The sequence below is a fragment of the Schlesneria sphaerica genome (genome assembly GCF_044336245.1).
GTDB lineage: Bacteria > Planctomycetota > Planctomycetia > Planctomycetales > Planctomycetaceae > Schlesneria > Schlesneria sphaerica.
Genome location: NZ_CP172346.1, coordinates 4,414,930 through 4,428,092 on the forward strand (window position 1 = coordinate 4,414,930; position 13,163 = coordinate 4,428,092).

Genomic DNA, 13,163 nt, shown 5'->3' on the forward strand with positions numbered 1-13,163 from the left:
CAAGTATTCCATTCCTCGGTTACGAGGTGATTCACAATGTTAAACGCTGATCGTCGGCTTTTGCTGGTGCTGCTGCTAGTCGTTTCCTCACCGTTGCTTCTTGAGGCACAGTCAGGCGATCTGGTCTCTGACCTGAATGAGGCTCGTCGTATCTACGTTCCCGTCGAGGATCTGGATGTCATTATCGAGCGGGATAAGCAGGGGGTGATCCTTCCCCGTGCAAAGTTTGACGTATTGCTGACCCAGGCTCGAGCCAATTCAGAGAAGAATGCCGTGCCGGCGGCAACCTCCCTGATCTTGACGTCAGCGGACTATAAAGCGCAGATCTCTGGTGACCAGTTACTCATCACTGTCACCGCAGACCTGATGCAGTTTGAGAATGACTGGATCGAATCGCGATTTGCTTTTCAGCGACTTTCACTCGAGCAGGCACTCGTGGACGATGTGCCTGCAATGATTGGTCGCAACTCAGACGGCTCGATTTCCCTGTTCACCGATACACGGGGAAAGCACTCTGTCAAACTGCAAATGGTCACCGAACTGTCGTCACTTGGCAGTGACCAGATTGCCGCGTTTCCGCTGCTTCAGGCTCCTGGTGGAGCCTTTACGCTGACGCTTCCTGCCGGAAAAAGACTTTTCATTGGTAACATTCAGCTCGAGCGTCCCGCACCTCTGGATGTGGCTGCGGAGTATCAAATTCCGGTTGGCGGAACGGCCGGATTGCAGTTGAGGATCACAGATCGAGCGACCGAAAATGCGGCTGATTCACTGATGTTCGCTTCGACGGGCTACGGCCTGCATGTGACTCCGGGTGAGGTGACCTGGCACGCCCTGACTTCGCTCCAGATTTTTGGAAAGCCGGTCGAGAGACTGTCGTTCTCTGTTCCTCGCAGGCTCGAAATTTCGGATGTCAGCGCCACTGGCCTGGAGGACTGGGAGCTGCTCGATGATCCTGAGGACGCTCAGCGGACCAATCTGACACTGACATTCGGCCAGGCGTTCGAAGGGAGCCGCAAGATTTCCTTCAAGGGTGTGATGGCTGCCGACCCCGGTGATTCGTGGATGGTTCCGTCACTGCGGATCGACAACGTCAGCTCCCACGTCGGACATCTCCGTATACAACATCCGACGGGAGTGCGCGTTCGCGTGGAAGCAACTGCGGGAATCAGGCGGACGACTGCTTCGGAAAGTTCTTCTGTCGACACGCCGGGGACAACATCCGCAGAGACGCTTCGTTTCGATATCTGGGAACCTGATTTCCTGCTGCAGATGTCGACGCAACCTAAGGAACGAGCTGTACAGGCGGCGGTGGCGACAGTTCTGGATGTCAATGCAACAGGTCTTGAACTGCAGGCCGCTTTGACCGTTCAGACGCAGTTTGCACCCCTGTTTGAACTGGATATCCAGGTCCCTGCGGAATGGCAGGTCCTGAGTGTCACTCGCGAGAACCAGGCGCTGAAGTGGCAGTTGGATTCACTCGATGAAGTCGGGACAAACCAGCTACGGATCCTGCTGGATCCCCCAGTCGCCGCAGGCAGCAGCAGTCAGATACGGTTGTCTTTGCGCCACGAGCCCGAAATCTGGCCCGTTGAAGCACAACCGGTCACCATTAGCCTCCCTGAACTCTACCTTCCTCAGTCCAGTCTCTCTGAGGGGGCGTTTGTCGTTCGCGGTGATGTGGATCTGGAACTGGAGGCATCTGAGGTCAATGGCCTGGATCCCGTTCCGCTGCGAGAGGAATACGAACGACTTCGATTTCAGTCGCAGGACACACGCTTTTCCGGAAAGTTGAAGATCACTCGCCGTCCATCGAGAGTTGCGACGCAGACTGTGACGTTCGGAAGGATTGATCCACAGACTTTTCATGCCTTTATCCAGAGTCTCGTCGAGGTTCAGGGGGGAGGTGTCCGTACCCTGAAAGTGGCTGTGTCCGAGAGTGCTGGGACAACGCTCCGGTTTGAATGTACCGGGCCGCGCATCGTCGAGCAGACTTCGCTTCCTCCGCAGGATGATGAGCGTGTCTGGCTTCTTAAGTTTGACCAGCGCTTAACCGGCCAAGCCGTGCTCAAGTGTGATATTGAGTTGCCCCGCGGAGATGCCAGGTCGTTTGTTCTTCCCCAATTCCGGTTTATTGATGCCGAGCGACAGACGCACTTCTATGCGATTGAGGCAGGTGGTGAACAACGGCTGTCGGTGGTAGCAACGGACTCTGACAATCAACCTCTTGCTGTTGTGGATCCGCTCGTGCTTCCTCCGGTGCAGTATCAACCCCGAGAGAGGATTGTCGAAGTTTACCGATCGCCCGTTCCAGGGGCCTTACTGACTTTGGCGGAGCAGCGATTTGAAAAAATTCCCGTGATGACGGCGATTTGTCCGTTACTGGACATTGCCACAATTCTCGGTGGAACCGGCGAACTACAGCATCGCGCGACGTTTCACTTGAACGTCGTGGGAGTTCAGGGGCTGCACGTCACTCTACCCATTGATACCCAATTGTGGGCTGCGCTGCTGGATGGCCAACCTGTTGAAGTTCGTCGCAGTGGTGATATCTATCTCATCCCCCTGACCGCAGCGACCTCTCTGGCAGCAAAGACTCTTCCAGCCTCCGGTGCAACTCGACAGCACGTTCTGCAGCTCTTCTATCGTTCCGCCGTGGGGGGGGACTCAAGGTCTGGAAAGCTTTCGCAGAATCCTCCGCTGCTGACGGTGGAATCCGGCCAAAGAACAGCCCTGTCCGTCGAAGTACTGGAACAGAAATGGACACTCTATTACCCGCAAGAGACACGCGTGATTGAGAGCAAAAGCCCTCTTGAACCGAGTCAGCCACTCGACAGGACCAGCTTATTAGCGAACTGGGCTTCTGAGCTGAAAGCGCCAGAGCCGGGCAGGCTGGGGATACGCATTTTTATTGTTCTTTTAACGATCGGGATCGTGGCACTGATTAACTCGGGAATGAAGAAGCAGGGGCTTCTCGCCACAATCGCCAAAGTGGGCTTACTGGTTACCGTCTGCGCGATCCTTTTCGTGGTACTGGCAATGCCACTGTCTCGGGCAAGAAGCCGTGTCGGGATCCCTCAGTTGACCTCGGGAGAAAAGTCTGAGTTGGCAAGTGACAAGCTTGTCCCCAAGCCCGTGCGGCATATGGACGATTCTGTGGTACATCCTCAGGACGCATTTCTTGGAATGTATGACGAAGCGGAGCATGTTAAACGTCAGTTTAATGCGGCCGAGTTCCCGCCGGCTCCGCCTCAGGCTGCCCCGGAACATGCTCCGGCACTCTCTCAAGCTGGTCCGCCGCAGCCTGAGAGAGATGGCAATCTTCCCGCTGCCAGCAAGACTCCGACGGCATCGGGGACGCGGGGAACGGCGCGTTTCGCTCTTTTGTCGCTGGCAATGGATTTTGTTCCTCCTGCGGGAAGTCACCAGAAATCATTTCGGTATACCGGTGCCGAAACCGCTTTGAGTGGAATCCCGTTGATCGTGGACTATGTTGATCGCCGTTCTCTCGGTTCGTTCCGTCTCTTTCTCGTCGCGCTCCTGGCAACCTCTGCGTGGATCCTGCGCGGGACGTCGCTGAACCTGAAGTTGAGACTTCTGGCGATCTGTCTGGCGCTTCCTCTGGCCGCACTTCCGCTGGCGCCAATGAGCTGGCAGGGGGCAATCGACGGTCTTGTGATCGGTTCGATTGTTTCTGCTGTGATCTGGATTTTATGCGGAAGTCTCCGGTGGTTGAGGACGCGATTGCTGCCACGCTCTGTGGCGGGTCTGGCGCTCGTTTTGTTAACGATGGGAGCTTCTGACGCCGTCCGTGCGGATGACGTATCAAGTCCAGCAAGCCCTGCGACGCTGATTGTTCCGTTCGACGCTGGAACAGAACCCCTTGCTTCAGAACGAGTCTTTCTTTCGTACGAACAATTCCGTCAGCTCTATCGATTGGCGAATCCTGACCAGGTTTTGAAGAATGCGGCACCCCAGCCAGGGGCAGTTATTGAAGCACTTTATGCGGCGAAAGTGGTGCAGAACGAAGAACAGTCCGCCGAGTCGGTGGCCCGTGTCACGGCCCGCTATGTGGTTAAGAGCTTCGTGGATGGCCAATTTCTCGTTGATCTTCCTTTGGGCAAAACTGTGGCCGTCGAGGCGACGCTGGACGGGCAAGCGACGGCCCTCATTACGGATGGGGGGGCGCTGAAAGTGGCCATTCCCAAGCCGGGGTTACATGTTGTCGACCTCGTGTTTGAAGTTCCGGCAAAGATCTCGGGAAATACCGGGTCATTCGTTCTGCCCCTGATTCCGGTCCCTTCCGGTAAGCTGGCGTTCGAACTTCCCGGTGAGAATCTCTCGGTCCGGGTAAACGGTTCTTCCACGATCTTCCGTCTGGTTAATCAAGACGATCGGAACGTGATGGAGCTACCGATCGATAAGGGTGGGGAACTCGCGATCTCGTGGCAGCCTCAGCAGGCCCAGGGAACAGCGAGTGCTGTCGTCCACGTTGATTCGGTCGAAGCGATGACGATTTCGGATGCGGGAGTTCACCTCGGCTACGGATTCGCAATTCGAGTGCGCCAGGGGGGAATTGCCGACACCACCTTCGACTTGCCCGAGTCTCTCAAGCTACAGGCTGTGAATGGACCGGATGTAGGTGGCTGGGAGATTCAGGGCGATGGCGACAATCGAAAGTTACGAGTCATTTTTCGTCGGAATGTGACGGATCAGACGCAGGTTTCGATCGAAACATTTTTCAATCGCAAAGTCGATGTGGCTGCCGTTTCCATCTCGGTTCCGCAGGTTGTTCCACGCGATGCCACGAACGAGATCGGGCAGATTGCCGTTTTTGCGGGAGAGCAGTTTACGGTCCGGGCCGAGCAGGTTGAAGCTTTAACTCAGACCGATGGCGGCAAGTTCTCGACACCGATCCCTGTCAAACGGCCCGAGTCACAGCCACTGTTAGCCTATCGCTTCTCGAAGCGACCATTTCAACTCGTCCTGCGGGCGACTCGCCAGGAACCGCAGGTGCACGTGACATCTCAGCAAGGGGCGTTAGTCACACTGCGAAAACAGCATTTGACGACCAGGTTTCTTTATCAACTGACGGGTGCACCTCTCTCTTCGCTCTCTGTAGCGTTGCCCGAGAACTTTGTACTGCTCGACGTGCAGGCGACAGAACTCCGTGACTACTACGTGACGAAGGAAGATGAGGAAGCGACTCTCACCATTGAACTGAACAAGCCCATGCTGGGAAGGGTCGAACTGGTGATGACAGGGTTCGTCCCGCGTGACGATGTCGCGGTTGCTTCGATTGTCTTCCCACAGCCAATAGAACCGACCCGTCTGGATACATCGGTCGCGGTGTGGCTCGATGAGGGCTTTGCCGGGACTCTCGACAGTCTTGAAGGTTGGCGCTCAACTGATGCATCGGCGGTGTCTGGTGAACTTCGAGCCGTTCGTCCGGGGAAGACGGCTCAGTTTGCCTTCACCTCATCCAGCACCCAACCATCCCCCATTTCATTGTCGACAGTCCAGTCAGTCCCGAAGATCACTGCCAATGGCCTGACGATGGTGACGGTGACGGATGTCGCGGTTGTGTATCTGCTTGCACTGCAATGGCAGATCGATGCCTCACGCGTTGACACTCTCACGCTGACGACCCCCGATTGGCTCGCTGGCAAACTTGAGTTTCAAGGTCCCAACGTCCGTGACACCACATTCTCTGACGCGGGAGAAAAGACAACACGATGGACCGTCCATCTGCGAACCCCTCAGAGCGGCAGCATCTTCATCACGGCGACGGCCACTCTACCGCCCGTCACGGGTGAACTGTCGGCTCCAGCGCTGGTCTTCGAGCACAGCCAGCGTCCCGTTGACCGGCAACGACAGTACGTCTTGTTGATCAATTCATCACTCAGTCAACTGTCGTCACTCAACCCTTCGCTGACCGAACCTGTTCAGCGAGATGAACTTCCCGTCGTTGTTAATCAGGAGTTCATCAATCAAGCCACTGAACTGGTTCGAGTTAAAGAGCTGAAGACCGCTCCCAGTTGGGGCCTCAACCGCTTCGCCCAGCAGGTCATCGCTCCCGCATCGGTCAATGTGGCCGACCTGACGACCGTTCTCAGTCGCGACGGGACTTATCGAGCCCAGGCGATTTACACGATGAAGAATCATACCCGTCAGTTTCTCGCGATCGTGCTACCCGAAAGAACAGAACTCTTATCTGTCTTCGTAGCGGGACAGCCGGCACGCGCTGTCACGACCAAGCTCGATTCACTCAGGGGCGAGTCCGTCCAATTGATTGCGCTTCCGAAAACGAGTGCCGTCGACCTCTCGTTTCCGGTGAAGATCGTCTGGCGAGGAAGCCTGGGGAAAGAGCTTCCGAAAGCGGCTCGTTTAACACGCGAAGAACTTTCGATACCCGCGCCGAGAATCCTGAGTCAGAACGATGATCCTGAGTTCGGAATCCCGGTCGCAAGAACCCGTTGGACGGTGTACCTTCCGGAAGACCTGGAGGCAAAGCCGCTCGCCTCAGCATTACTGCATAACCTGAACGTCTCCGATGATTCGGAAAACCTCTACGGAAACGCTGTTCTGCAGGAGGCAGGAGAGTTGCTCGGATACTTTGAGAAGATCCGTGAAAGTAATAGTCGGGTCCAGACGCGTGATAATCTGAGGCAGATTGGTGTCGCTGCAAATAACCTGAAGGTGCTGGGACGAGCACTCAGTAGTTACACCGATACCGAGGGGGACTCTTCCTTTTCCAGGAACAAGGCGGATGTGCTGAAGCGTTTGTCGGAGATTGACCGACTTGCAACGGAAGAAGCAAAAAAGACAGACGCCTATTTCACTGCCGCAGCGAATTCTGGTCTTCAGAAGGGAGGAAATTCCTTCCAGGCAGAGGGGCTCGCTGAAGGGGTCGCGATCGCTAATGGGCAGCAAAATGCGTTGATTCTCTCGAATACGATTTCTGGGCATGGGGATGGAAGTCAGCTGGGAGACGATCGCATCTCGTTCGGCCTGTCGGTCAAAGGAGAGAGCGTAGCGGACTCCAAATCGCTTGAGGCCAGTCAGAAATCAAGCGCCGGCCATCCTGTTCAAGGCGTAGAGGCAGGCGATCTTCGGTCTCGATTAAGGATGTCGAATGAAGCGAATATCACTGAACTCCATTCGCATGTCCTGAAAAATCGAGCACAGGAATCCAATCAGCAGTCCCAGGCGGGGGTTTCATCCAACGCCATTACGGGGCCGACGAATGGATCCGTTCTTCCGCAGTCTGCGACCCCAGCAGGTCAATCCGATTTCAGTGGCAGCGGGGCGTCACCACAGGGGGGGATGATGGGTGGATTCAGGGAGAACAGGACTCTCTGGAATTACGATCGCGCCACCGGGACTGACGGTGAGCCTCTTCCTGGCGGAGCGGGAATGATGGGAGGCGGACTTTCTCGGTTCGATAGCGATACAGGGAACGAGCCCGAACAACGTCTCTTTGGTAGAAGGCCGATAGGGGGCGACGTACCCCCCAAAGCTGCAGAGGAGATGCCACCCTGGGGGCTGGCGAATCAAATGCCAATCGATGGGAGAAAGCAGGGGGGACAGGACGGCGTGAATCAACCCGGCAGTGCGTTGCCCGCAGTCAGGCAAGGCGCAGGTTTGTCATTAGACATCAATCTACCAGTTGCAGGACGAAAGCTTGTCTTCTCAAAATCGGGTGGAGATGCCAAGTTGGGGCTGGCGGTTCACTCCCGTCAATCGCTGCAGTGGGTAGCGGGTGTCGTCTGGGCGCTGGTCTGTCTGGCAAGCCTGGTCGCCATCCTTCGCATTTTGAGTAGGACCTCCATCTTGCCGAGACTTGCAGGGTCAATGTCTATGGCCGCAGCTATTCTCGGGGGTATTGGGTTTTGCCTGCTTCCGTCTCCCTTGAACTGGTTTGGATTTGGGCTGATGCTTGTCGGCTCCCTGATCTCGTTGTGCCACCGACGCTTGAGTTGCCCTTAATTCTTCGCCTGGGTGGCCCTGAACTCTGCATGTGACTTGGGGTCAATCGACGTTCAAGCGATGAGGTTGCTTTCGATTCCCCGGGTTCCGTCGGGAACCTTGAATCCCCTAAAACGTGCTCACTCTTCGGTGGGTTGCTTTATCTGTCCAGGGGACTAGCCAGGCTGTGTTGAGCCCGTCAGGTCTCTGCCCGGCAACTTCTGTTGGGCAAAACAGCCGTCAACCGTTAAGATGCAAACCAACGGTCGCTGACTTTTAGTCGTAATGACTCTGTTGATATTGCGCCCACAGCGGGTCTCTACGAAGCAACGCAGGATGCATCTAATGAAGAATTTATTCCATGACTGTCGATCCTCGTTTCGTCTCGTGAGCCGTACCTGTTGGACGCTGGTCACCTTGGTCTTGATCGCAGCTTCTGCGGTTGCTCAGCCTTCGGGATTTAAGGATCTCCTCGATGGGGCATTGGTTTCTAAACCCGTGGGGAAACCGGAATTCAGCGCGAAGTTGAGTCCCGCGTCCGCAAAGCCGGGGGACGAGGTCTCCCTGACAGTCACAGTCAAGCTGCCCCCCCAAACCTATATCTACTCCACGACCGTCGATATCGAAACTCGCACTCAGATCACGCCCACCTCCACAGAGGGGTTGGAAGCAATTGGCGGTGATTTCCAAGCGGACCGAAAGCCGGAACCGAAGTTCGAGCCCTTGTTCAATCGGCAGATCGAAAAGTTCTACGGCGAAGTTTCGTGGACGAAAAAATTTCGAATCAGTCCAACGGCCGACCCTAAAAACGTTGCCGTGGAAGTTCAGATTCAGGGGCAGTATTGCAGCGAGGGGAGCGGTGGTAGGTGCACCACGATTCGACCTCCTGTGAAACTGCGAGCGTCACTGGGGGAAGAGAGTCCCAGTGCAGCCACCGAAATGCCTGCTGTCCCCTATGACATCACGATCCAGCCGAAACGGGGCAAAATCAATCCGGTCGAGTTCCGGTTTCAATTAGCGCCGACAAAATCATCAGGTGGCAAAGTTGTAAGACTGTCGGTCACGGCAGCATTGGATCCCGAATGGCATATCTTCTCTTCGACGTTTGAAGGCGAAGGGGGAACAAAAACTGAGATTACGCTCGACAAGATCTATGGGATGAAGCCTTTAGGGGAAGGTTTCGTTCCGAGTCGACCTCCTGAAATCAAGGAGATTCCCGAGCTTGGATTGCGACAGGAAGTCTATCATGACAGGGTGACTTGGACTCGAGAATTTGAGGTCTTGCCAGACGCACGGCCTCGTGCGTTCGGCGTCGAAGCGTCGATCGTTTACCAGACGTGTAAGGAAAGCTGTCTGCCTCCCCGCAGTCAGGAGTTCGTCCTGGGGGTGACAAGCGATGACGTCATCCCTCCAGAACACATCGAGTATTTTGTTGAACCCGAGGCAGGCGTTTCAGTCCATCCATCGCGACCGCAGGATAAGGGGCTGCTGGTATTTCTGGCGACGGCAGTAGGGGCCGCGCTCGTCGCTCTCTTCACGCCGTGTGTTTTCCCGATGGTCCCCATTACGGTCAGTTTCTTTTTGAAGCAGAATGAAAGTCGTGGAGGTCGCCCCGTTGTGCTGGCCTGGGTTTTCTCGACTGCGATTGTTGCCTCGTTCGTGATCATCGGTGTGGGGATTGCCGCAATCTTCGGTGCGACCAAGCCCAATCAGCTTGCCAACAACTGGATTCTGAATTTTTTCCTCGCCTCAATCTTCTTCGCTTTCGCCCTGAACATGCTGGGGCTTTTCGAAATTCAAGTCCCTTCCTGGTTGGTTTCATTTACTGCCACCGGTGAGCAGACGGGTGGGTTTGTCGGCGTCATCTTTATGGCGTTGACGTTCGTTCTCACATCATTCAGTTGTACCTTCGCATTCGTCGGTTCGCTGCTGGCCGCTGCGGCCCAGGGAGAATACTACTGGCCGATTCTGGGGATGCTGGCATTCGGGTCCACGTTCGCCGCACCGTTTTTCGCGTTGGCGATGATGCCCGGGACGTTGAAGGCCCTGCCCAAAAGTGGTGGATGGCTGAACGCGGTCAAGGTGGTGATGGGCTTCGTCGAACTGGGTGTGGCAGTCAAGTACATCAGCGTCGTGGATCAACAGTGGAACTCGGTTCCCTGGTTGTTTGATTTCACAAACGTAATGACGCTGTGGGGAATCATTGCTCTGTGCACCGGACTTTATCTGCTGGGGCAGTTCAGGTTATCTCACGACACGATCGTTCAGGCCTTGTCTCCCGTTCGGGTGCTGCTTGCCATTGCATTCCTTGTTCTCGGAGGACTGTTTGGGATCGGAGTGATGCAGCCCGATCGAGAATCGTGGGTGGTAAATCAGTTGGTGGCATTCGCTCCCGCACGCCTTGTAGGTGAAGAGCACGAGAAAGATTTCGACAAAGCCGTACTGAGCGCGGTTGCTCAGAATCGACCTCTGTTTGTTGATTTTACCGGGGTGTTCTGCGTCAACTGCCGACTGATGGAAGTTCGAATGGCACGTCCCAAGAATCACCGTCGGCTCGAGCAATTTGTGCAGGTTCAGGTCTATACGGACAAAGTACCTGATATCGAAGATCCCCAAGAGGCAGAGCGGCTTCTCGCTCGCAATGTCGCATTGCAGGAAAACTGGTTTGGCGATGTCACACTTCCCGCCTATGCGGTCGTCACTCCGGATGGGAAGACGCTTCTTTCCAGCTACCTGGGTCTGGAGGAGCGCGACGGGGATTTCGCTCGTTTCCTCGACGAAGGCCTTGCCAAATGGCAGGCCATAAAAGAGCGCAAGTAGGTTGGCGTAAATACCCGTCGGTCTTCTCAATCACAGGGAACGATTGACGCGAGGACGGTTCTCGCCTTCGTTCCTGTAGCGGGTTGACGGCGAACAAAATCAAAAACGAGGGCTGCGGGCAGTGTTCCTGCCTGCAGCCCTGGAATGTTAACCGCTCGTCCCGATCTATTTCCCGACCCGGGAAATAGGCTAAACCGTCTTCGTCTTCGAAAGAATTCGATCCGCGAGCTCCGTGAACTGCTCGACACGGTCAGCAATGATTTTCAGGCTGCGCTGCCAGAAGTCCGGTTTTCTCAGGTCAAAGCCCATGGTGGACAGGACCGCCTCTTCCGCATCGTGTGAGCCAGTGGCAAGCAGCAGTCGGCGGTACGACTCAGGGAAGTTCCCACCCGCTTCCTTGCCAATGGCATAGACGCCGAGTGAAAGCAAATAGCCGAACGTATATGGAAAATTATAGAACGGAATCGACGTGATGTAGAAATGCAGTTTCGAGACCCAGAATCGAGGATTCCAGCCATCATCGGACAGGGCGTCGAGGTAGGCTGCTTTCTGGGCTGCCAGCATGATTGCGTTCAGCTGATCGGCCGTCAGTTCACCCCCCGCGCGCTGTTTGTGGAATTCATCTTCAAACAGGAATCTGGCATGAATATTCATTAAAAATGCCACGGCGTCACCCAGCATACCGTCGAGAATTTGCAGGCGTTCGTAATCAGAGGACGCACGCTCCAGTCGCTTTTCTCCCAGAACCGCTTCTGCAAACGTGGATGCCGTTTCCGCAAGATTCATGGGGTAATCCTGAAGGAAGACGGGTTCCTCTCTCAGAACCCACGAGTGATAGGCATGGCCCAACTCGTGCGCCAGGGTGCTCATGCTGTCCGCACTGTTCGTATAGGTCATGAAGATTCGCGACTGGCCTCTGGTCGGGAAGCCTGTGCAGAATCCTCCTTGCTGCTTTCCTGACCGATTCTCGGCTTCCACCCAGTTTTCGCTGAGCGACATTTTTGCGAAGTCGCCCAGGTCAGAACTAAAGGATTCAAACGCATCGATGATCCATTCGCATGCCTGGTCGTAGGGAATGTCGTCCACGTTTCCAGCTCCGGGCAATTGTGGCAAGGGAGCAAACTGGTCGAACCAGGCGAGGCGATCAATTCCCAGCAGTTGGGCCTTCTTGGCGAGATAGCCCTTCAGGACGTGCTTGCTGGAAGTGATCGTGGACCACATTGTGTCGAGTGTCTCTCGCGTCATACGGTTGACCCGCAGCGGGGCCTCGAGGTGGTCGGTGAGGCCAATATGACGGTAGGTTGTCAGGCGAGTTCCGGCGATATGATTGATGGCATCTGCGCAAGAGTCCGCGATCGTTTCCCACGCCGCATCGAGTGCAAAGAAGTTGTTCTCGCGAATCGTTCTTTGCGGCGAATCAAACTGAACTTGTCCCGGTGAACGAGAGACAAGCTGGCCTTTCTCCTGTACTTGAACCTTCAGTGATGATGAAATGCGATCATACAGACGTCCCCAGCCATGCAGTCCATCGACGGCGAGTTCTGCTGCGAGGATTTCCTGTGATTTGGGGAGTCGCAGCTTCGCGTTTCTACGGCGTGTTACCAGGAAGTATTCGTTCTTCTTGAGCTCAGAGGCCGCAGAAACAAAGGAGGCAAACTCTGCTTCCGTTGCATCCCGGAATGCAAATTCGATGTTCGTCGCAATCTGCTCACGGTCTGGCGTGGTGGCTGCAAGCTCGGCTTGCAACTGACGATAAGCCTTGTTTTCAGCGTCGGCTGCGGCATAACAATCGGCAAGTGAGCGCAGATCCACTGCCGTTGCATCGACGAACTCGTACTCGGTAATCAGTTGGGACCAGCGCGCGAGATTGCGGGAGTCGGTGTCCACCGGAGGTAGCTGATTCGTCGCTTCCGCCAGAGCCTTCAGTCGCTGTTTAAAGTCGTCGAACTGCTTGCGGAATTCCTGAGTCGAAGGAACGGGGGCAAGTGATGCCAGTTCCCATTTCTGTGGATATGGCGGATTGGACATCGGAAACTTCTTTCTGTCGGTAGTGGAAATCGTAGCCGTTTCGGTGGAAGAAAGAGATTCTCACAGAGATCGGCTGACATCGCGATGATCCTAGCGGTGAGGGGAGATTCTCCCAAGCCCCAGCAGGGCTTAAGCGGCGAGGAGCAGCGCTCCGAGCTGTCAGTCCTTTGTCCTGCGCAGCATTTGCCGAAATCTCGAAGGCGAGATGGCTAATTTGAGGCGACGCAGATTGATGTGCTCCGCCGTGGTCTTTCGCTCTGATCAAGGCGGCCGTTCGAATCGGTGTTTGACGTGCTTCAGTTGAGCGTTTGCGTTCCGGAGCGGCGGAGACTGAGTGCCTTCCAAAGGAT

3 protein-coding genes are annotated in these 13,163 nt (G+C 55.5%); 2 read left to right on the forward strand and 1 reads right to left on the reverse strand.

Features of this window, described 5'->3' with window-relative positions; genetic code table 11:
- The first annotated feature begins 36 nt into the window (after positions 1 to 36).
- Complete coding sequence (locus ACGY09_RS16025) at positions 37 to 7,986, forward strand: hypothetical protein (RefSeq protein ID WP_397568518.1); 7,950 nt, start codon at positions 37 to 39, stop codon at positions 7,984 to 7,986.
- Between the two features lie 324 nt (positions 7,987 to 8,310).
- Positions 8,311 to 10,785 (forward strand): protein-disulfide reductase DsbD family protein, encoded by a 2,475-nt coding sequence (locus ACGY09_RS16030; protein WP_397568519.1) that lies wholly within the window; start codon positions 8,311 to 8,313, stop codon positions 10,783 to 10,785.
- Positions 10,786 to 10,974: 189 nt separating this feature from the next.
- Here the strand turns inward: ACGY09_RS16030 and ACGY09_RS16035 are convergent, their stop codons facing one another.
- Positions 10,975 to 12,813: a M3 family oligoendopeptidase gene (locus ACGY09_RS16035; RefSeq protein ID WP_397568520.1), complete on the reverse strand. Its 1,839-nt coding sequence runs from the start codon at positions 12,811 to 12,813 to the stop codon at positions 10,975 to 10,977.
- Positions 12,814 to 13,163 lie beyond the last annotated feature (350 nt).